Origin of the sequence: Apilactobacillus intestinapis (assembly GCF_049166695.1) — a bacterium.
GTDB classification, from domain to species: Bacteria; Bacillota; Bacilli; order Lactobacillales; family Lactobacillaceae; genus Apilactobacillus; species Apilactobacillus kunkeei_C.
Window position 1 is genome coordinate 18,937 of the sequence record NZ_JBMHFD010000005.1, and the last position, 20,287, is coordinate 39,223.

A 20,287-nucleotide genomic window follows, 5' to 3' on the forward strand; every position below is an offset into this window, starting at 1 on the left:
ACATACTGAGGAAGATAATAATGAAAAAAATTGATCGATTTACGGTTATCCAATTTATATTTGTCATTTTAGGAGCAACGTTAGGGGTAATTTATTTACCCGTTATTTGGCATGCATTGTGGGAAAACCCTTCAATTTTATTAAATAATGCACTAGTTGATTCAGTAATTGGCGCCATTGTTTTCTATATTCTTTCATTGTTTGTTGTTAAACGAATCATGAATGCAATGAGTCAGGTTGAAAAACAATTATCACAAAAGAATCCATTCTATATTTTGATGGGGACTTTAGGGATGATTATTGGATTGATTTTAGCGACTTTAATTTCAATCGTTTTATTTAGAACGCCTTATTTAATCACTAACTTAATCTTGCCAGCTTTATTGATGATTACTTTTGGATACCTGGGTTTTCTATTGGGAACTACTAAGTTAAATGATTGGCGCAAGATTTTTAGGGTTAGCTTGAAAAAGGGCGGAAATGCTTTGACTAACTCTGCAAACCGTAACAGTAGTAAATCAATTAAGATTTTGGATACCAACATTTTGATTGATGGTCGTATCTATGAGGTGGCAAAGACTGGATTTATCGAAGGGACATTACTTGTTCCTAAGTTTGTCTTGTATGAATTGCAATACATTGCAGATTCAGCCGATAGTCAAAAGCGTATTCGTGGTCGTCGTGGTTTAGATATTTTAAATAAACTACAAACTGAAAAGATTATGCCAATTGAAATTACTGATCAAGACTATGACAACATCAAAGAAGTCGATAGCAAGCTAATCAGACTAGCTAAGGATTTCAATGGTTCAATCATTACTAACGATTACAACTTAAACAAGGTTATCCAATTCCAAAAGGTTAACGTTTTAAACATTAACGAATTGGCTAACTCACTAAAACCAAGATTTGTTCCCGGAGAACATCTTGAAGTTATGATTTTGAAAAAGGGAACTGAAAGAAGCCAAGGAGTCGCGTTCTTGGACGACGGAACCATGGTGGTTGTTGAAGATGGTAAGAATCATCTAAACGAACGACTATCTGTTGAGGTTACCAGTTCAATTCAAACAGATGCAGGTAAAATGATTTTCGCTAGAATTGATGATAAATAAAAGGTTATAGATACCTTTAGATTTTTACTGAACACTTTATTTTTATCGCTAATAATTGTAAAATTAGAATGTTATTCTAAGAATTTATAAAAAAGAGGAGAAAATATCATTGGCTAATAAGAAAATTCGTGTTAGATATGCACCAAGTCCAACAGGACATTTACACATTGGTAATGCTAGAACAGCAATTTTTAATTACCTATTTGCTAGACATAATAAAGGTAAGTTTATTATCCGTATCGAAGATACTGATACTAAGCGAAACGTAGCTGATGGTGAGAAAAGTCAGTTAGACAACTTAAAATGGCTTGGCTTAGATTGGGATGAAGGTCCAGACAAACCTGGTAAGTTTGGTCCTTACAGACAATCAGAAAGACGTTCAATCTACGATCCATTGATCCAACAACTATTGGATGAAGACAAGGCTTACTACTCATACAGAACAGAAGAAGAACTAGAAGCTGATCGTGAAGAACAACGCGCAAAGGGCATCATGCCTCATTATGAATATGAATACGCTGGTATGTCAGAAGAAGAAATTCAAAAATCAATGGCTGAATCAGAAGCTAAAGGTTTGAAACCAGTTATTCGTTTCAGAGTACCAAAGAACAAGACTTACGCATGGGACGATGTTGTTAAGGGTCATGTTGAATTTAACTCTGATACTATTGGTGGGGACTTCGTTATCGTAAAGCGTGACGGAATGCCTACTTACAACTTCGCGGTTATTATTGATGACCATGAAATGCAAATTTCACACGTATTCAGAGGTGACGACCACGTTGCTAATACACCAAAACAATTAATGATGTACGAAGCATTTGGTTGGGAAGCTCCTGTATTCGGTCACATGAGTTTAATTACTAGTGCCGACACTGGTAAGAAACTAAGTAAACGTGATGAATCAATCATTCAATTTATCGAACAATACAGAGACCTAGGATACCTACCAGAAGCAATGTTTAACTTCATTACTCTATTAGGTTGGTCTCCAAAGGGTGAAGATGAAATCTTCTCACAACGTGATTTCATCAAGATGTACGACGAAAACCGTCTAAGCAAGTCACCAGCTAACTTCGATAACAAGAAACTAGAATGGATCAACAACCAATACGTTAAGGCTGCTGATGAAGACGTTGTTATGGACTTAGCATTACGTCAATTAATCGCCAAGGGTAACATTCCTGAAAACCCAGATGCTTTAACTATTGAATGGGCTCGTAAGTTAATCAATACTTACAAGCAACAAATGAGCTACATGGCTCAAATCAACTCAATGGCTGACGTATTCTTTAACGAACCAGCTAAGGTTTCTGGTGAAGCTCTTGAAGAAATTCAAAATGAAACTGCACCAGTTGTTCTAAAGGCCTTTGCTGAAAAGATTAAGGATGTTCCAGTTTTCGATAAGATTGAAATCCTAAAGACAATTAAGGAAATTCAAAAGGAAACTAAGATCAAGGGACGTCAACTATGGATGCCAATCAGAATTGCCGTTACTCATGAAAGTCACGGTCCTGAACTACCTGAATCAATCGAATTGATTGGTAGAGAAAAGGCTCTAAAACACATTGATGAAACTTTAAAGCAAATCAATCAATAATAAATAAGGCTCGCTAAAGCATGCTTTGGCGGGCTTTTTTATTTGAATTTATCCTAATATAGTGACTATTATTATGATAGAATGAAGTAAGTATAAAAAATAGGAATAGGGGTGCCATTAATGCTAAGGATCTATAATACATTAACTCAAGAAAAAGACGTATTTAAGCCAATTAAGTCAAGAACAGTTGGTATGTATGTCTGTGGTCCAACAGTATATAACTATATTCATATTGGAAACGCGCGTAGTATCGTTGCATTTGATACTATTCGTCGTTACTTTGAATATTGTGGTTACCAAGTGAATTACATTTCTAATTTTACGGATGTTGATGATAAATTAATTAATGAAGCTAAAGAAGAAAACAGTACAGTAATGGATATTGCTAACAAGTACATTGAAGCTTACAAAGAAGATGTGGCTGCATTGAACGTTGAACCAGCAACTGTTAATCCAAGAGCTACTGATAATATTGATGGAATTATTCAATTCGTAAAAGAATTGGTTGATGATGGTTATGCATATGCTGTTGACGGCGATGTTTACTATCGAGCAAGAAAGTTCAATGATTACGGTCATTTATCACACCAAAGTGTAGATGACTTGGAATCAGGAGCTAGCCAACATGTGTCAGAAGAAGAACTTTCCAAGAAAGAAGATCCAATCGATTTTGTTTTATGGAAAGCTGCTAAGCCAGGTGAAATCTCATGGGATTCACCATGGGGTAAAGGTCGTCCGGGCTGGCACATTGAATGTTCAGTAATGTCTACCAAGTACTTGGGTAACACAATTGATATCCATGGTGGTGGGGAAGACTTGAAGTTCCCTCACCATGAAAACGAACGTGCACAAAGTGAAGCCAAGACTGGTGAAAAGTTTGTTAACTATTGGATGCACAATGGCTTTGTTACCGTCGGTGATGAAAACGAAAAGATGAGTAAGTCACTAGGCAACTTTGTGACTGTTCACGATATTGTTAAAAAGGTTGATCCTCAAGTAGTAAGATTCTTGATGTCAACTACACAATACCGTCGTCCAATTCAATACAACGAAACTAATTTACAGGCCGCTGAAAACAACCTAAACAAGTTAAGAAATGCATACAATAACTTGAAATATCGTTTAAGCGATGCGACAGATATTATTGATATGAAACTAGAACAAGAAATCAGACAAATTCAAGCAGATTTCCAAGATGCGATGGATGATGATTTCAATGCACAAAACGGAATTGATTGTGTATACGAACTAGCTAAACTTGGTAATATGTATGCCCAAAGACCTGAAGTAGGTAAGGATACTGTTAACCTAATCATTGCAAAGCTAGAAAAGATGGCTTCTATTTTTGGTGTTGTCTTCAAGGAAGAAACACTAGATGACGATTCAGTTCAAGCGTTGATTGATGAACGTAACGAAGCTAGAAAGAACAAGGACTTCGCAAGAAGTGATGAAATTAGAGATCAACTACGAGACCAAGGAATTATCCTAGAAGATACTGCTCAAGGTACTCGTTTCAGAAGGGAATAAATGATGGAAAACCAGAACGTGGATTATAAACAGTTAAATGGAATTGCATTAGCATATCTTGGCGATTCAGTTTACGAAGTGTTCGTAAGAAAACACCTTTTAAACTTAGGTATTACTAAACCCAACCGCCTACAAAAGACAGCTAGAAAGTACGTGTCAGCAAAGGCTCAAGCAGCATTAATCGATTTGATGATTGAAGACGACATCCTAACAGACGAAGAGGATGCAGTGTTCAAGAGAGGTCGTAATGCTAAGAGTTACACACATGCTAAGAACACTAGCGTTTTGACTTACCGCCATTCAACTGGTTTTGAAGCCATGATGGGGTATCTTTCATTAAGCAAACAAGATGACCGTTTAGAAGAACTATCTAACTGGTGTATTGAACAAGTCGATGCTGGGAGGCCAAAATATGAAGACTAACGACCAAAGCGAATTTATAATCGGACGCCATCCGGTTGTTTCCGCATTAAGAGGAAAGCAAGAAATCAACAAGGTTTTCCTACAAAACGGAATCAAAAAAGACGAAAAAAGTGTTGAAGAAATCATCAAGCTAGCTAAGCAAAAGCACCTAGTAATCTCAACTGTGCCAAAGCAAAAGTTAGACTTACTTTCAGATAATCAAAATCACCAAGGGGTGGTTTTATCAATCTCACCATACAAGTATGCAACCATTGATGAATTGTTTGAAAACTCAGCAAAACAAGATGTACCACCATTCTTTTTAATTCTTGATAACATTGAAGATCCTCACAACTTGGGTTCAATTATCAGAACAGCCGATGCTGCCGGTGTTACTGGTGTGATTATTCCAAAGCACCGTGCCGTTGGTTTAACATCAACGGTTGCTAAGACATCTGCTGGTGCCATTGAAAGAATTCCAGTTGCTAGAGTGACTAACCTAGTTAACACTGTTAACGATTTAAAACAACAAGGTGTCTGGGTATTTGGTACTGACGTTAAAGGTGCAGATTACCGTCGTTGGGATGCCAAAGGACCAGTTGCCGTAATCATTGGAAATGAAGGTAAGGGAATTTCACCACTTCTAAAGAAGAACGTAGACGAAATGTTAACCATTCCAATGGTCGGTCAATTACAAAGTTTAAATGCCAGTGTGGCTGCTAGTTTATTAATGTATCAAGCTTATAATTCAAGAAATCCACTATAAGAAGGATTAAGCCAATGAAAAAACAACTATTATTAATCGATGGATATAACGTCATCGGAAATTGGCCTGAATTGAATAAGTTAAAGCTGGATAATCGTTTGGCAGATGCCAGGGATGAATTGATTAATATCATTTCCGAATATAAAAAATACCGTGACTTAGATATGAAGATTATCTTCGATGCGATGTATGTTCCTGGTTTATCAAAGAAAGATAAGAAGCATAACTTAGACATTGTTTGGACTAACAAAGATGAAACAGCTGATAGTTATATCGAAGCATATGCTAGACAAAAGCAATCTAGATTTGTTCAGGTCGTCGTAGTAACATCTGATCAAGCTGAACAATGGACTGTTTTTTCAGCAGGGGCCTTGAGAATATCAGCACGAGAATTGCTTCGTGATGTTGAACGTTCAAAACGTGAGATTAAGACGCAAGTTCGTAGTTATACCAATCAGTTAACTGGTCGTCGAACTCCTTGGTCTAATGATCAGTTGTTGAGACTTGAAAAGCTAAGAGATAATTTAACAAATGATTAAAAGATATATATATTTATACCGATTTGTTGAAATATAAATGAACAAATATTCGCTTGTTTATGATTATGTAACTATATAAATTATTTTATGTAATTATAATCAGAGGTGAATAGGTAATGAGCTTTGACCAAAATAATATTGATATAGAATTAATTCTTGATTTTAAAGAAACCGGCAATGAAGAGTCATTGCAAAAGCTGTTTGATAAATACAAGCCGTTGGTTAATAAAGTGTGGCGTAATTATTACTTGCACGATATGGACATCGATGACTGGTATCAAGAATCAATGCTGGTAATGGTAAAAAATATTCGTAATTATGATATAAACCATAAAGCGACGTTTGGGACGTTATACCAAATTAGTTTAAAGAATCATTTATATGACATCTTAAGAAAAAGAAAAGCTAAGAAGCGGATGCCGGTTGATAAAATGGTTTCATATAATGCTAACGAGTTATACTTTCAAAACAGCTTGAAGGATAGAATCTTTTTAACACCAGATCAGTCAATGAATATCAAGATTTGTTACGAAGAGTTGATTGCTAGACTATCACCTCTGGAATCGGAAATCGCCTTTTGCTATTTAGAAGATTTGATTAATGAAAATAATTTTTCAATCGATAAATTAAAGCTGGCTTTAGCAAGGCATCCAGAGAACGCTACTAATATAGTTGATAATTGTATTGCTAGGGTCAAAAACAAGTTAAAGAAGATTGTAAAAAAGGTCTATGACTAGCCATCAGCATAAATTGACTATCAAAAATATAAATGCTATTATGAATTTATTCAAAAGGGGGATGTATACGATGTCACAGAATAAAGTTGCTTTACAATGTGAAGTCTGCGGATCCCGTAATTACACAACCTCGGTTGGTAATAACCATGAAGATCGATTAGAAGTAAAAAAATACTGTAAACATTGTGGCAAGGCTACGATGCATAAAGAAACACGTTAGTGGAGGAAAACTATGAAATTATTTAAGTTCTTTAAAAGTGTTGGTACTGAAATGAAACTAGTTGTTTGGCCTAATGGTCACCAAACTAGAATTGACACTACCATCGTAGTATCAATGTCAATTATCTTTGCAATCTTCTTTGCAATTGTTGACTGGGCAATTCAATCAGGATTACTATACCTATAATTTACTGTTTTAAATTATAGTAAATAGTGATATTATAATAGGTAGTTTGAAACTTCGTGAGTGCGGAGTTTTTTTATTTTGCAAAAAAATCATAGAGGGAGCTAATTTTAATGGAATCAGCAGAAAAGCAATGGTATGTTATTCATACTTACTCAGGATACGAAAACAAAGTTAAGGCTAACCTTGATTCACGTAAAGAATCAATGGGTATGTCAAACTTTATCTTTAGAGTAGTTGTTCCAGAAACAGAAGAACACGAAGTTAAAGATGGTGTAGACAAGGCTAAGATGGAAAAGACTTTCCCTGGTTATGTTCTAGTAGAAATGGTTATGACTGACGAAGCATGGTACATCGTTAGAAATACACCAGGTGTTACTGGATTTATCGGATCACATGGTCAAGGAAGTAAGCCAACTCCATTGCTACCAGATGAAGTAGAACTAGTTCTAAGTCGTCTTGGCGTTTCTCAAGAAAAGCAAGAATTGGATGCTGAAGTGGGAGACACAATTACTATTATTGACGGTGCCTTTGCTGATCTTTCAGGTAAGGTTATCGAAAAAGATGACGAAAAAGGTAAGTTGAAGGTTAATATTGATATGTTCGGTCGTGCAACTACTGCTGAATTAAACTTTAACCAAGTACAACCAATTAGATAGAAAATTTGGGTTGTTAAAAATATTTAAACGTGATATATTATTTGTTGTATGTTTACGCATACTTAAGTGGGAGGAGAAATCTCATCTCCAATTTTTACCACACACGGACTTAAGGAGGTATGTCTCGTGGCTAAAAAAGTAGCTAACGTAGTTAAATTGCAAATTCCTGCGGGTAAAGCAACACCTGCTCCTCCAGTTGGACCTGCATTGGGTCAAGCTGGTATTAACATTATGGGATTCACTAAGGAATTCAACGCTCGTACTGCTGATCAAGCAGGATACTTGATTCCAGTTGTGATTTCTGTATATGAAGATCGTTCATTCGATTTCATTACTAAGACACCACCTGCTTCAATTCTATTGAAGAAGGCTGCTGGTGTTGAACATGGTTCCGGTGAACCAAACACTAACAAGGTTGCTAGTGTAACTAAGGACCAAGTTAAGGAAATCGCCGAAACTAAGATGAAAGATCTAAACGCAGCTGATGTTGAAGCCGCAATGCGTATGATCGAAGGTACTGCACGTAGTATGGGATTCACTGTTGAAGGTTAATTCAACAATTATTTCTATACTGTAGTACCATAACACCTATTATTTAGGTGTTATGTGGGAGGTTTATCCGTTACAACCACAATTGCAAGGAGGAAAACACAGATGGCTCAAAAAAGAGGTAAAAAGTATCAAGATGCTTTAAAACAAGTAGACCGTAACAAGGCTTACTCAGTTGAAGAAGCTGTTGATCTTGTAAAGAAAATTGATTTTGCTAAGTTCGATTCAACTGTTGAAGTTGTATTTAACTTAAATGTTGACACTAAACAAGCTGATCAACAATTACGTGGTGCTGTTGTCTTACCAAACGGTACAGGTAAAGACCAAAAAGTTGTTGTATTTGCTAAGGGTGACAAGGCTAAGGAAGCTGAAGAAGCCGGCGCTGACTTTGTTGGTGAAGCAGACCTAGCTGAAAAAATCCAAAACGGTTGGTTAGACTTTGATGTTGCTATCGCAACACCAGACATGATGGCTCAAGTTGGTCGTCTAGGTCGTGTTCTTGGACCAAAGAACTTAATGCCAAACCCTAAGACTGGTACAGTTACTATGGATGTTAAGAAGGCCGTATCTGATTCTAAATCAGGTAAGGTTACTTACCGTACTGACCGTGACGGAAACGTTGCTGTTATCATCGGTAAGTCATCATTCGATGCTGACAAGCTAGTTGGTAACTTCAAGGCTATTGAAGACTTGATCGTTAAGAACCGTCCAGCTTCAGTTCGTGGTACTTACATCAGTAACCTATCAGTTTCAACAACCTTTGGACCTGGTGTAAAGGTTGATCTAGAATCATTCTAAAGTTAAGTAATTAATTTGGAATTTGAAAATCCCTATTGACCAAAGTTTATATATATAGTAAACTACTATTTGTTATAAAAATTGATATCTACCTAAGACTTGGGTGGTACTTGTACCTTAATATCCCAACGAGGACACTTAAAACGGTTTCTCTATGTCTAGGTGGCATAGGGATTTTTTATTAAATCCCAAAAAATATTGGGAGGTGAAACAATGCCAAAGAAAGAAGTAATCGACGCTAAAGCTAAACGTGTAGAAGCTGTTACAGAACAATTCAACAATGCTACTACTGCTATTGTTGTTAACTACCGTGGTTTAAACGTTGCTGAAGTAACTGACCTACGTAAGCAATTACGTGATGCAGGTGTTTCATTCAGTGTTATCAAGAATAACATTGCTGTACGTGCATCTAAGGAAGCAGGTTACGAAGAATTAGGTGACTTATTCAAGGGTCCTACTGCCGTAGCATTCTCTGATGAAGATCCTATTGCTCCAGCTAAGGTATTAAAGCATTTTGCTGATAACACTGACGCTGTTGAAATCAAGGGTGGTATTCTTGAAAACAAGATTGCTACTCTACAAGAAATTGACGAATTCGCTTCATTACCAAGTCGCGACGAATCAATCTCTATCCTTGCAAGCATGTTACAATCACCTGTTCGCAAGTTTGCTATTGCTGTTAAGGCAGTTGCAGAAAAGGGCGATGGCGACGCAGCCTAAGCTCATAATATAAAATTATAACTATCCAAATTGGAGGAAATTAAAATGGCTTTTGATAAAGATAACATTATTGAACAAATTAAAGAAGCTTCAATCTCTGACCTAAACGACTTAGTTAAGGCAATTGAAGAAGAATTCGACGTTACTGCTGCTGCAGCTGTTGCTCCAGCTGCTGGTGGTGCTGATGGTGCTGCTAAGGACTCATTCACTGTAGAACTAACTTCTGCTGGTAGCCAAAAGGTTAAAGCAATCAAGGTTGTACGTGAAATCACTGGTCTAGGTCTAAAGGACTCAAAGGACTTAGTTGATGGTGCTCCTTCAGTAATTAAAGAAGACGCTAAAGAAGACGAAGCTAACGACATCAAGGCAAAACTTGAAGAAGTTGGTGCAGAAGTTACTCTTAAGTAATTTCCCTTTAAAGGAACGTGTGATTTATCACACGTTCTTTTTTTGTACATATTTTGATATAAAGCCTTGTGCCAACAATTATTAATTGAGATAATAGTAGTAATAAGATTTATGGAGGAAACGTAATTGAAAGCTTTATTTAAGAAATGTGGAGACTGGATCAATCGACATATGACTTTAGTAAAAGTCCTATTCGTGGTATTCGTTTTAGCTGTTGTTGTTCACGTTATCTTTTCTGTTTCAAAGGAAATTAGTGGAAGACAAATGGCTGAAAGTTTTTCAAGACTATCACCAGTGTCGATTGTTATCATGATAATTTTGGGATTTATCGCAGTTTCACCGATGTTAATATATGATTTTACAATCGTTGATTTTCTACCGGGTAAGTTTAAAAAATCATATATTGTAAAGACAGGGTGGATTACCAATACACTTACTAACATTGCTGGTTTCGGTGGTGTGTTAGGTGCAAGTATGCGTTCTAGTTTTTACAGTGAAAACGCAACTAAAAAACAAATATTATATGCAATCTCTAAGATTGTTATTTTCTTATTAGCCGGACTATCCACATACTGTTGGGTAGCCATTATCATGATGTTTAGTTTCGGTTTTGGAACTAATAGTCATGACTGGTGGTGGTGGATTGTACTAGTTCTTGGTGGACTATACTTCCCAATTTTGTTTATCATCACACGCTTAAATGATTCTGATTATTTCAAAGACTTAACCGCTAAACTAGAAATCCAATTAATCGTTGGATCATGTCTTGAATGGTTAGGTTGTGCTGGATTATTCATGGCAATTGGTGCATTCATGCATCAACCAATTAACCTACTAGCCGTATTTCCAGTATTCGTCGTTGCAAACGTAGTAGGGGTCGCTTCATTAGTTCCCGGTGGACTTGGAAGTTTTGAAGGAACCATGCTAGTTGGATTGATGTTCATTGGTGTTAGACCAAGTGACGCAGCGGTTTGGTTAATCCTATACCGTGCGTTCTACTACATTTTCCCAGTATTCTTGGGAATTATCTTCCTAGTAGTAGACGTATTCCAACGTTTCAACAACTTTTTAGACGGTATTCCAAAGCTAATTCTACAAAGATTAGCTCACATGTTTATTACTATTTTTATGTACTTCTCAGGAATCATGATGCTACTACTAGCCGTTATTCCTAACCTAGTATTAGTTAATAGATTCTATATTTCACTAGAACCATATTCGTTCTACTTCTTGGATCAACTAAGTACAGTCATCGTTGCATTCCTATTAATTGGTTTTGCGCGTGGATTTGGTTCAAAGGTGAAGAAGGCATTCTGGCCAACAGCGGTCATTTTAGTAATCGCCTTATGGAACACACTTTGGAAGGAAGACTTCCCAACCAACATGGTAGTTATGTCCGTAATCCTACTTGGCTGCCTATGGCTAAGTTACAAGGTATTATACAGACAAAAGTTCACATACTCATGGGGACATGCGTTAATTGATTTACTAATATTCGTTAGTGCGTTTGTTGTATACCTAATCATTGGTTTACTAACAAACTTCAAGTTTGCAGTATTCCACTGGACTAACTCATACCTATTACCATCACCTCAAGTATGGTTTGCTGGTCTTTTAGGATTGATTTTAGCCTTCCTAATCTTAGTTCTAACATTCCGTTTCTTATCATACTCAAAGGTCGATTGGTTAAAACAACCATTTGATGGCGATAGAGTATCTAACGTTATTAATGAATTTGGTGGAAACGAAGTAAGTCACTTAGCTTATGTTCGCGACAAGAGCATCTACTTCTATCAAGAAGATGGTAAAGACCAACTATTCTTCATGTACAAATGTCGTGCTAACAAGATTATGATCATGGGTGAACCAATCGGTAACATGGATAAACTTGAAAACGCGATTGATAAGTTCATCGAAGATAGTGACAACATTGGTTACTCACTTGTTTTCTATGAAATCGGTGAAGAACTAACAATGTTACTTCACGAAAAAGGATTTAGTTTTACCAAGGCAGGGGAAGAAGGTCACGTGGCCTTAGATACATTCTCAATTGCCGGTAAGAAGCATCGTGGTGAAAGAGCCTTGATGAATAAATTCGACCGTGACGAATACAAATTTGAAATTATTCAACCTCCTTTCTCAACATCATTCATTGATGAATTAAGAGAGGTATCTGATAACTGGTTGAAGGGTAAACCAGAAAAGGGATTCTCATTAGGATACTTTGACAGTTACTACCTAAACCAAGCACCAATTGCTGTAATGAAGGATAAGGACAACAAGGTTGTTGCCTTTGCTAACATCATGCCAACTGGTGACCATGAAATGACATCAATTGATTTGATGAGATCAAGCGAAGATGCACCATCAGGAATAATGGATGGAATCTTCATTAACTTGTTCAACTATGTAAAGGATGAAGGTTACAAGTACTTCAACCTTGGAATGGCTCCATTATCAAACGTTGGTGAATCTAGATATAGTTTCATTGACGAAAAGATTTCTAACTTAATCTACAAGTACGGAACTGCATTCTACAGTTTCCAAGGATTAAGATCTTACAAGGAAAAATACGTTAGTGAATGGACACCTAAGTACATCTCATACCGTCGTGGAAATTCACTAGTATTCACCATGCTTCAATTACTTGTATTGGTAAATGAACATGTTGATGATACACCATGTGAAAAGAAATCAATTTGGAAGAGATTATTCAAAAAATAGGTCTTTTTAGCCAACTTAAATTGAGTAAATAAAAATACCCGATATAGATATTAATAATTCTGTATCGGGTATTTTTTTGCGTCTAACGGAATAAAAAAAGAGGGTGAAGTAATTAAACTTCGTCCTCTTTTTATTTATGATTATTTGTTATCTTTTGGATACCAAATCTTGTAATCGTCATCCTTCATAGCTTCAACTTCACCTAGACGGTAACCGTTACCGACTTGTGAGAAGAAGTCATGGTTAGCTGTTGATGTTGAGATACCATTCATAACGATTGGATCAACGTCTTCAGCGTTATCAGGGAATAGTGGATCTTGACCTAAGTTCATTAGTGCCTTGTTGGCATTGTATCTGATGAACTTCAATACATCGTCAGTCCAACCAACTTGATCATATAGAATGTGAGTGTACTTTTCTTCGTTTTCGTATAAGTCATACAAGAAGTTGTACATCCAATCTTTTAGGTCTTGTTGTTCGTTTCCACCTAATTGGTTGAAACCAAGTTGGAACTTGTACCCAATGTAAGTTCCGTGAACAGATTCATCACGAAGAATTAACTTAATGATTTCAGCAACGTTAGGTAACTTGTTGTGACCTAAGTACCATAGTGGGGTGTAGAAACCAGAGTAGAATAAGAAGGTTTCTAGGAATACACTCGAAATCTTTTTCTTCAATGGGTTTGAATCATCATGATATAAGTCATAAATCTTCTTAGCCTTGTTTTGAAGGAATTCTTCTGAATCACTCCAGTCAAAAATTTCTGAGATTTCATCAGGAGTATTTAAGGTAGAAAAGATTGATGAGTAACTCTTAGCATGGACAGATTCCATGAATTGAATGTTGTTTAAAACAGCAGTTTCGTGTTGAGTGGCAACATCTTTTCTAAGTGCGGCCATACCGTCTTGTGATTGTAGTGTATCAAGTAAAGTTAGACCACCAAAGACATGACCAACTAGCCATTTGTGATCGTCATCTAACGTTCTCCAATCAGCTAAATCGTTAGATAAAGGGATTCTAGTATCTAACCAGAATTGCTCGGTTAGTTTTTCCCATGTCGCTTTATCAATTTGGTCGCTTACAGCATTCCAGTTGATAGCTTTGTAATTATCCATTGTATAAATTCTCCTAACTAATTAGATTGAACAACTTTCACATTCGTTAACACCGACTTCTTGGTTATCATCAGTGTAAGTTCTGACATAGTATAGTGACTTAATGCCTTTAGCGTGAGCGTAGTTACGTAGGATAGTTAAATCACGAGTAGTCATTTTATCAGTTCTACCGTTCTTCCATTCGTATAGACCTTCAGGAATTGTTGAACGCATGAATAGAGTAAGACTCATACTTTGATCAACATGCTTTTGAGCAGCAGCATAAGTATCAATAACTTTTCTCATGTCAATGTCATAAGCTGACTTGTAGTACTTAAGAGTTTCGTTTGATAGGTATGGAGCTGGGTAGTAAATCTTACCAGTCTTTGATTCATATCTTTCTTCGATACGACTAATGATAGGGTGCAAACTAGCAGTTGAATCATTAATGTATGAGATTGAACCGTTTGGTGCAACAGCCATTCTGTTTTGGTGGTATAAACCATCCTTCATAACAGCTTGTTTTAGTTCTTCCCAATCACTTTGGTTTGGAACAAAAATGCCATCGAATAGTTCTTTTACGCGGTCAGATTTTGGACCCCAGTCTTCGGTAGTGTATCTATCAAAGTATGAACCATCAGCATATTTACTCTTATCAAAGTTGTGGAAAGTTTCGTTTCTTTCAGCAGCAATCTTGTTTGATGCAACTAAAGTCCAGTAGTTTAATAGCATAAAGTAAACACCAGTGAATTCGATTGCTTCGTCAGAACCGTATTCGATTTGGTTTTTAGCTAAGAAACTGTGAAGACCCATTCCACCAAGACCAATACTGTGTGATAGGGCGTTACCACGTTGGATTGATGGAACAACGTTGATGTCTGAATGATCAGTAACGAAAGTTAAGGCACGAACCATTGCGTCAACTGACTTACCAAAGTCAGGGCTTGCCATTAAGTTAACGATATTAGTTGAACCTAAGTTACATGATACATCAGTACCAAGTTTTTCATAGTGTTGTTCGTTATCAACAGTAGAAGGTTCTTGTACTTGCATGATTTCTGAACATAGGTTACTCATAACAATCTTACCGTCAATAGGGTTTTCCTTGTTAACAGTATCAATGTTAATGATGTAAGGGTAACCTGATTCTTGTTGTAATTTACTAATTTCAGTTTCTAGTTCACGAGCGTTAATCTTAGTCTTCTTGATTTCATCGTTTGCGACCATGTTGTCGTATTCTTTGGTGATATCAACGTATGAGAATGGAACGCCGTAAATTCTTTCAACATCGTATGGACTGAATAGGTACATTTCATCATCGTTTTGAGCAAGTTCATAGAACTTGTCAGGAACAGTAACAGCAAGTGAAAGAGTTTTAACACGAATCTTTTCATCGGCGTTTTCTTTCTTAGCTGATAGGAATGAGATGATGTCTGGATGGAATACGTTTAGGTAAACGGCCCCGGCACCTTGTCTTTGTCCTAGTTGGTTTGAGTATGAAAAACTGTCTTCTAGAAGTTTCATAACTGGAACAACACCAGAAGCAGCACCTTCGATATGCTTGATTGGATCACCTGCAGCACGTAGGTTAGAAAGGTTAATTCCAACACCACCACCAATACGTGATAGTTGTAAGGCAGAGTTGATAGTTCTACCAATAGTGTTCATATCGTCAGTAGGTTGAATTAAGAAACATGATACAAATTCACCACGACGTTTTCTTCCGGCATTTAGGAAAGAAGGGGTGGCTGGTTGGTATCTTTGGTGAACAATTTCATCTGCTAAGTTCATAGCAAGTTCTTCATCACCATCAGCGAAGTATAGTGCGTTGATAGCAACACGATCGATGAATTGTTCTAGGTAGTAGTTACCATCATCAGTCTTTAGGGCGTATTGAGCATAGAATTTGTATGCGGCCATAAAAGATTTGAACTTAAAGTTTTGACTTTCCAAGTAGTCGTAGATTTTTTCAATAAATGAAAAGTCATATTTGTTGATGAATTCTTCTTCAAGGTAATCGTTATCGATTAGAAAATCGAATTTTTCTTTTAGAGAACCAAACTTTTTAAGGTTAGGTTCAACATTTTCTTTGATGAAGGCTTCAAGCGCTTCTTTATCTTTATTTAATTGAATCTTATCATCCTTAGGGATGTTAATTTCATTATTTAGGTCGTAATAGGTTACGTCCTTCAAATCTTTCAACGACATGCTTAAACCACTCTTTCATAAGTAAAATTAAACTTGAGAAAAAACAAGGCGAGACCATTAGCGGTTTCGCCAAAAACAACATTTTATATTATAATGAATAATACGTAATTTGAAATTAAGCTAGTTGGCTTAATTGATCTGGTCTAAATCCGGAAATTGAGTCAATACCATCTGCTTCCACAACTGGTAGTGACATGAATCCTTTTGATTTTAAGTATGAAACATATTCGGGTTCTTCGTTAATGTTTCTTTCAATAAAATCAATATCGTGTTCGCTTAAAAAGCGCTTAGTCATTTTGCATTGCATGCAATTATTCTTTGAGTATACAGTTACTTGTGCCATGGTATTGCTCCCTTTCTTTTGACGAAATATGTATTACATTTCAATCGAAATATGTAAGATATTTCCCTTTAATTTATATATAAAAGTTTACACCAGAACAGAAAAAAATCAAATAAAAAACACCATATTTAGTGGTCGAAACGTTCCTAATCTACTAGATACAGTGTCTTAGCGAATTTAAAAAATTTTTTACGAGGATCTGATTTGAAATGAACGAATTTTATTATACACCTAATCCACATGTTGTACACGAACTTCATACATGGAATTTTGATTTATTAAACAACACATTGACCTTTACCACTGATAACGGGGTTTTCTCAAAAAGAACTGTTGATTTTGGTTCAAAAACTTTAGTTGAAAGTGTTAATTTTGATAAAATTCCAGACGGAAATGTCCTAGATTTAGGATGTGGATATGGCCCAATGGCAATTGCTTTAGCCAAGCATCATCCTGACAGAACGTTTGAAATGGTAGACGTTAATAACCTAGCATTAGAACTAGCCGTGAAGAATGCTGAACAAAATCACGTTTCAAATGTTAAAATTCATAATTCTGACGTTTATGAAAATGTTACCGATAAGTTTGCCGCAATTATTACCAACCCACCTGTAAGAGCAGGGAAGGATGTTGTTGATGGAATGATTTCTGGTGCAGTTGATCATTTATTATCAAAGGGAACACTAACTGTGGTATTACAAAAGAAACAAGGGGCACCATCTGCTAAGAAGTTAATGCAATCATTATTTGGTAATTGTGAAATTATCAAGAAGAACAAAGGTTACTATATATTGGAAAGTGTATTTAATGGATAAGACAAACGAATACTATATGAAAGAAGCTTTATTCGAAGCGAAAAAAGCATACATGATAAACGAGGTACCGATTGGGGCAATCGTTGTTAAAGATGGTGAGATTATCGGTAGGGGTCATAACCTCCGTGAGTTAAGCAACAATGCTTTGGATCATGCCGAAGTAGTGGCCATTGATGAAGCATGTCGTCTTTTGCATAGTTGGCGATTGGAAGATTGTGATTTATATGTAACGATTGAACCATGTTTAATGTGTGCAGGAGCAATCATCAATTCCAGAATCAAGAATGTCTACTATGGAGCTAACGATATTAAGGCGGGTGCCGCCGAAAGTCTATATCATGTGTTAGAGGATAGTCGATTGAATCATCAGGTTAATGTATCTGGTGGATTACTGGCTGATGATGCTAAGCATTTAATGAAGTCTTTTTTCAAAGCAGCACGCAAAAGAAGCAAAGAAGCTAAGAAAAAAAGAAATAAGCTTGAAAAATAATCCTGAATAAGTTAATATAATTATTGCCGCAAGGCCTTGAAGCAAAGTTGTGTTTACGAACCGTGTCAGATCCGAGAGGAAGCAGCACTAAGTATTCTACGCTTGTGCTTCTTGTTTTTTATACAAATAAACTCCTAGTCAAATGCTGGCTAGGAGATTTTTTTATCTACGATGTAAAAACGATAATGGAATAATTATTGAATAGAATATATAATGTAAGTAACTAGTTTTTTGAAAGGAAGTTTTCCATGAGTTACCAAGCTTTATACCGTGTATGGAGACCGCAACGTTTTGACGATGTGATTGGTCAAGATGTTATTACCACCACATTGAAAAATGCGATTGTCACCAATCAATTGAGTCATGCTTATTTATTTGCAGGTCCTAGGGGAACTGGAAAAACTTCCGCTGCGAAAATTTTGGCAAAGGCAATTAACTGTCCAAACCAAAAAGATGGGGAACCCTGCAACGAATGTGAAATTTGTGAAAGCATTACAAATGGAACACTAAATGATGTTATCGAAATTGATGCGGCCTCAAACAATGGGGTTGAAGAAATTAGGGATGTTAGAGATAAGGCCAAGTATGCGCCAACTCAAGCAACCTACAAGGTATACATTATTGATGAAGTTCATATGTTATCAACAGGGGCTTTCAATGCATTGTTAAAGACATTGGAAGAACCACCTGCACACGTTATCTTCATTCTAGCCACAACCGAACCACAAAAGATTCCGGCTACAATCATTTCACGTGTTCAACGTTTTGATTTTAAACGTATCACCGCAAATGACATCTTAGGCAGAATGGAATTCATTTTAAACGATAAAAAGATTGATTATGATGACAAGGCGCTAAAGGTAATCGCCAAAGCCGCAGAAGGTGGGATGCGTGATGCCCTAAGTATCCTAGATCAAGTATTGTCATTTGGCTTTGATAAGGTTACTTACGAAAATGCATTGCAAGTAACTGGTAGTGTGACTAAGTCACTACTATCAAAATACCTAACCAATGTTGTGAACCACGATGTTAAGGATGCGCTATCAGATGTTAGACAAATGCTAGAATCTGGTAAAGATGCAGCAAGATTTGTCGAAGACTTAATTAAGTACTGCCAAGACATCTTGTTATACCAACAATCACCTGAAATGGTCGAAGAATCCGAACTAGGTGTGATTGATGAAGAGTTCAAACAACTCACATCAATTGTGGATGCGAAGAGAGTTTACCGTATGATTGTTGACTTAAACGACATTCAAAACCAAATGAGATACACAATGCATCCAGACGTTTATCTAGATGTATTGACCGTTAAGCTATCAACCGACAACCAACAAGCTGCTAGCCAAGCACCAGCACAACCACAGCCAGCTGTGCAAACTGCCAGTGCTTCAAATGTTGATAACCAATTGGTTCAACAATTGAAGGATCAAGTAGCTAGTTTACAAAAACAAGTCGAAGAACTAACCAAGAATGGTGTTGCTGCCAATAAAGGTGGGAATGCTGCTAGCGAACCTGCCAGAAGACCTGCTGCTAAGAAACCATCAGGTAGTTCAAGTAATGCTAGGGTTAACCTAACCAAGATTTATCCAGTTTTGGACAACGCCACTCGTCAAGATTTAACCAACATTCAAAACATTTGGGATGAATTATTAAGTGGACTAGACGTAACCAAGCGAGCATTGATGAATGTTTCTAAGCCAGTTGCTGCCAGTCATGACGGTGTGGTTGTTTCATTCGAATATCCATTCCTATTCCAAAAGGCAAGTACTGACGAAGAACTACAAGATGCCTTAGGTAATGGATTGGATCGTATTTTAAGTTACGTTCCAGACTTTGTCTTTATCCCGGCTGAACAATGGCCAGAAATCAGAAAGGGTTACATCGTTGCCCAAAAGAATAGTGGTAAAGATGTTCGAGAAGAATCTGAAAATTCAAGTGTTGAAAATTCAGACCAAAACGATGATAATAATAATGAAAAACAAGACAATGAACCCAAAATAGTTAAACAAGCAACACAACTTTTTGGTGAAGATATAATAGATGTAAAAGATGATTAAGGAGCTGTTATAGTTATGATGAACGGAATGAACATGGGAAAGATGATGAAACAAGTTAAGCAACTACAAAAACAAATGGGTGCTGAACAAGAACAAATCAACAACACTGAATTTGTTGGAAAAGCCCCTGAAGACATGGTAGTTGTTACTTTCTCAGGTGACCGCAAGATGAAGGACATGAAGATTAAACCAGAAGCATTGGATCCAGAAGACCCAGATATGACTTCAGATTTAGTAATCAGTGCCGTAAACGATGCACTTGCACAAATCGAAAAGACTACTCAAGACTCAATGGGTAAGTACACTAAGGGAATGGGAATTCCAGGAATGTAA

At 36.6% G+C, this 20,287-nt stretch carries 22 protein-coding genes, 1 other RNA gene and 1 other annotated feature; of the genes, 20 read left to right on the plus strand and 3 right to left on the minus strand.

What is annotated here, in order from left to right; translation table 11 throughout:
* Positions 1-20 precede the first annotated feature (20 nt).
* From ACOMA7_RS04455 to mprF, 15 genes are all read left to right on the plus strand, one after another.
* Positions 21-1,112 carry a PIN/TRAM domain-containing protein gene (locus tag ACOMA7_RS04455; RefSeq protein ID WP_301945635.1) on the plus strand — a complete coding sequence of 364 codons (1,092 nt, stop codon included), beginning with the start codon at positions 21-23 and terminating at the stop codon, positions 1,110-1,112.
* A gap of 109 nt (positions 1,113-1,221) precedes the next feature.
* Positions 1,222-2,712 (plus strand): glutamate--tRNA ligase, encoded by a 1,491-nt coding sequence (gene gltX / locus ACOMA7_RS04460; RefSeq protein WP_054605405.1) that lies wholly within the window; start codon positions 1,222-1,224, stop codon positions 2,710-2,712.
* Between the two features lie 120 nt (positions 2,713-2,832).
* The gene (gene cysS / locus ACOMA7_RS04465) at positions 2,833-4,239 is read left to right on the plus strand and encodes a cysteine--tRNA ligase (protein ID WP_054607949.1); all 1,407 of its coding nucleotides are present in this window, start codon (positions 2,833-2,835) and stop codon (positions 4,237-4,239) included.
* The gene (locus ACOMA7_RS04470) at positions 4,240-4,662 is read left to right on the plus strand and encodes a Mini-ribonuclease 3 (protein WP_034534704.1); all 423 of its coding nucleotides are present in this window, start codon (positions 4,240-4,242) and stop codon (positions 4,660-4,662) included. It begins immediately after the preceding gene.
* The gene (gene rlmB / locus ACOMA7_RS04475) at positions 4,652-5,407 is read left to right on the plus strand and encodes a 23S rRNA (guanosine(2251)-2'-O)-methyltransferase RlmB (RefSeq protein ID WP_034531897.1); all 756 of its coding nucleotides are present in this window, start codon (positions 4,652-4,654) and stop codon (positions 5,405-5,407) included. The genes ACOMA7_RS04470 and rlmB overlap by 11 nt, the downstream gene beginning before the upstream one ends.
* Before the next feature lie 14 nt (positions 5,408-5,421).
* Complete coding sequence (locus tag ACOMA7_RS04480) at positions 5,422-5,946, plus strand: NYN domain-containing protein (RefSeq protein ID WP_053791535.1); 525 nt, start codon at positions 5,422-5,424, stop codon at positions 5,944-5,946.
* A 116-nt stretch (positions 5,947-6,062) separates the two neighbouring features.
* Entirely contained in the window at positions 6,063-6,683 is a 621-nt protein-coding gene (locus ACOMA7_RS04485) for an RNA polymerase sigma factor (protein ID WP_301945634.1), read from the plus strand.
* A gap of 70 nt (positions 6,684-6,753) precedes the next feature.
* Complete coding sequence (rpmG, locus tag ACOMA7_RS04490; RefSeq protein WP_034531899.1) at positions 6,754-6,903, plus strand: 50S ribosomal protein L33; 150 nt, start codon at positions 6,754-6,756, stop codon at positions 6,901-6,903.
* A 12-nt stretch (positions 6,904-6,915) separates the two neighbouring features.
* On the plus strand, positions 6,916-7,089 hold the full coding sequence (gene secE / locus ACOMA7_RS04495) for a preprotein translocase subunit SecE (protein ID WP_034531900.1): 174 nt from the start codon (positions 6,916-6,918) through the stop codon (positions 7,087-7,089).
* A 110-nt stretch (positions 7,090-7,199) separates the two neighbouring features.
* Complete coding sequence (nusG, locus tag ACOMA7_RS04500; protein WP_034531901.1) at positions 7,200-7,745, plus strand: transcription termination/antitermination protein NusG; 546 nt, start codon at positions 7,200-7,202, stop codon at positions 7,743-7,745.
* 126 nt (positions 7,746-7,871) lie between these two features.
* Positions 7,872-8,297 carry a 50S ribosomal protein L11 gene (gene rplK / locus ACOMA7_RS04505; protein ID WP_034531902.1) on the plus strand — a complete coding sequence of 142 codons (426 nt, stop codon included), beginning with the start codon at positions 7,872-7,874 and terminating at the stop codon, positions 8,295-8,297.
* A 102-nt stretch (positions 8,298-8,399) separates the two neighbouring features.
* A complete protein-coding gene (gene rplA, locus ACOMA7_RS04510) occupies positions 8,400-9,092 on the plus strand; it encodes a 50S ribosomal protein L1 (protein WP_034531903.1) in 693 nt (230 codons plus the stop codon).
* Between the two features lie 73 nt (positions 9,093-9,165).
* Positions 9,166-9,281, plus strand: a sequence feature (ribosomal protein L10 leader region).
* 24 nt (positions 9,282-9,305) lie between these two features.
* Entirely contained in the window at positions 9,306-9,812 is a 507-nt protein-coding gene (gene rplJ / locus ACOMA7_RS04515) for a 50S ribosomal protein L10 (RefSeq protein WP_034531904.1), read from the plus strand.
* 45 nt (positions 9,813-9,857) lie between these two features.
* A complete protein-coding gene (rplL, locus tag ACOMA7_RS04520; RefSeq protein ID WP_034534701.1) occupies positions 9,858-10,220 on the plus strand; it encodes a 50S ribosomal protein L7/L12 in 363 nt (120 codons plus the stop codon).
* 126 nt (positions 10,221-10,346) lie between these two features.
* On the plus strand, positions 10,347-12,944 hold the full coding sequence (mprF, locus tag ACOMA7_RS04525; protein WP_421392247.1) for a bifunctional lysylphosphatidylglycerol flippase/synthetase MprF: 2,598 nt from the start codon (positions 10,347-10,349) through the stop codon (positions 12,942-12,944).
* Between the two features lie 140 nt (positions 12,945-13,084).
* Here mprF and nrdF read toward each other — a convergent pair whose 3' ends face one another.
* The 3 genes from nrdF to ACOMA7_RS04540 all read right to left on the minus strand — a co-directional run bounded on the left by nrdF (position 13,085) and on the right by ACOMA7_RS04540 (position 16,589).
* Complete coding sequence (nrdF, locus tag ACOMA7_RS04530; RefSeq protein ID WP_041152513.1) at positions 13,085-14,059, minus strand: class 1b ribonucleoside-diphosphate reductase subunit beta; 975 nt, start codon at positions 14,057-14,059, stop codon at positions 13,085-13,087.
* A 21-nt stretch (positions 14,060-14,080) separates the two neighbouring features.
* A complete protein-coding gene (nrdE, locus tag ACOMA7_RS04535) occupies positions 14,081-16,246 on the minus strand; it encodes a class 1b ribonucleoside-diphosphate reductase subunit alpha (RefSeq protein ID WP_054449742.1) in 2,166 nt (721 codons plus the stop codon).
* Between the two features lie 115 nt (positions 16,247-16,361).
* Entirely contained in the window at positions 16,362-16,589 is a 228-nt protein-coding gene (locus tag ACOMA7_RS04540) for a redoxin NrdH (protein WP_034531908.1), read from the minus strand.
* Between the two features lie 209 nt (positions 16,590-16,798).
* Here ACOMA7_RS04540 and ACOMA7_RS04545 point away from each other — a divergent pair, with 209 nt between their 5' ends.
* The 5 genes from ACOMA7_RS04545 to ACOMA7_RS04565 all read left to right on the plus strand — a co-directional run bounded on the left by ACOMA7_RS04545 (position 16,799) and on the right by ACOMA7_RS04565 (position 20,287).
* On the plus strand, positions 16,799-17,404 hold the full coding sequence (locus tag ACOMA7_RS04545; RefSeq protein ID WP_301945632.1) for a class I SAM-dependent methyltransferase: 606 nt from the start codon (positions 16,799-16,801) through the stop codon (positions 17,402-17,404).
* The gene (gene tadA / locus ACOMA7_RS04550; RefSeq protein ID WP_054607954.1) at positions 17,397-17,894 is read left to right on the plus strand and encodes a tRNA adenosine(34) deaminase TadA; all 498 of its coding nucleotides are present in this window, start codon (positions 17,397-17,399) and stop codon (positions 17,892-17,894) included. Before ACOMA7_RS04545 ends, tadA begins: the two co-directional genes overlap by 8 nt.
* A 27-nt stretch (positions 17,895-17,921) precedes the next feature.
* Positions 17,922-18,018, plus strand: an RNA gene (ffs, locus tag ACOMA7_RS04555) — signal recognition particle sRNA small type.
* A gap of 124 nt (positions 18,019-18,142) precedes the next feature.
* A complete protein-coding gene (gene dnaX, locus ACOMA7_RS04560) occupies positions 18,143-19,954 on the plus strand; it encodes a DNA polymerase III subunit gamma/tau (protein WP_301945630.1) in 1,812 nt (603 codons plus the stop codon).
* Between the two features lie 15 nt (positions 19,955-19,969).
* Positions 19,970-20,287, plus strand: coding sequence for a YbaB/EbfC family nucleoid-associated protein (locus ACOMA7_RS04565; RefSeq protein WP_034531912.1), 318 nt, complete (start codon positions 19,970-19,972; stop codon positions 20,285-20,287).

Coding starts and splice junctions, on each gene's coding strand:
- rpmG (WP_034531899.1), top strand. CDS start 6,754: ATGTCACAGAATAAAGTTGCTTTACAATGTGAAGTCTGCGGATCCCGT.
- nrdF (WP_041152513.1), bottom strand. CDS start 14,059: ATGGATAATTACAAAGCTATCAACTGGAATGCTGTAAGCGACCAAATT.
- ACOMA7_RS04455 (WP_301945635.1), top strand. CDS start 21: ATGAAAAAAATTGATCGATTTACGGTTATCCAATTTATATTTGTCATT.
- secE (WP_034531900.1), top strand. CDS start 6,916: ATGAAATTATTTAAGTTCTTTAAAAGTGTTGGTACTGAAATGAAACTA.
- ACOMA7_RS04470 (WP_034534704.1), top strand. CDS start 4,240: ATGATGGAAAACCAGAACGTGGATTATAAACAGTTAAATGGAATTGCA.
- dnaX (WP_301945630.1), top strand. CDS start 18,143: ATGAGTTACCAAGCTTTATACCGTGTATGGAGACCGCAACGTTTTGAC.
- tadA (WP_054607954.1), top strand. CDS start 17,397: ATGGATAAGACAAACGAATACTATATGAAAGAAGCTTTATTCGAAGCG.
- ACOMA7_RS04540 (WP_034531908.1), bottom strand. CDS start 16,589: ATGGCACAAGTAACTGTATACTCAAAGAATAATTGCATGCAATGCAAA.
- cysS (WP_054607949.1), top strand. CDS start 2,833: ATGCTAAGGATCTATAATACATTAACTCAAGAAAAAGACGTATTTAAG.
- rplJ (WP_034531904.1), top strand. CDS start 9,306: ATGCCAAAGAAAGAAGTAATCGACGCTAAAGCTAAACGTGTAGAAGCT.
- rlmB (WP_034531897.1), top strand. CDS start 4,652: ATGAAGACTAACGACCAAAGCGAATTTATAATCGGACGCCATCCGGTT.
- nrdE (WP_054449742.1), bottom strand. CDS start 16,246: ATGTCGTTGAAAGATTTGAAGGACGTAACCTATTACGACCTAAATAAT.
- ACOMA7_RS04480 (WP_053791535.1), top strand. CDS start 5,422: ATGAAAAAACAACTATTATTAATCGATGGATATAACGTCATCGGAAAT.
- nusG (WP_034531901.1), top strand. CDS start 7,200: ATGGAATCAGCAGAAAAGCAATGGTATGTTATTCATACTTACTCAGGA.
- ACOMA7_RS04485 (WP_301945634.1), top strand. CDS start 6,063: ATGAGCTTTGACCAAAATAATATTGATATAGAATTAATTCTTGATTTT.
- ACOMA7_RS04565 (WP_034531912.1), top strand. CDS start 19,970: ATGATGAACGGAATGAACATGGGAAAGATGATGAAACAAGTTAAGCAA.
- rplA (WP_034531903.1), top strand. CDS start 8,400: ATGGCTCAAAAAAGAGGTAAAAAGTATCAAGATGCTTTAAAACAAGTA.
- ACOMA7_RS04545 (WP_301945632.1), top strand. CDS start 16,799: ATGAACGAATTTTATTATACACCTAATCCACATGTTGTACACGAACTT.
- rplL (WP_034534701.1), top strand. CDS start 9,858: ATGGCTTTTGATAAAGATAACATTATTGAACAAATTAAAGAAGCTTCA.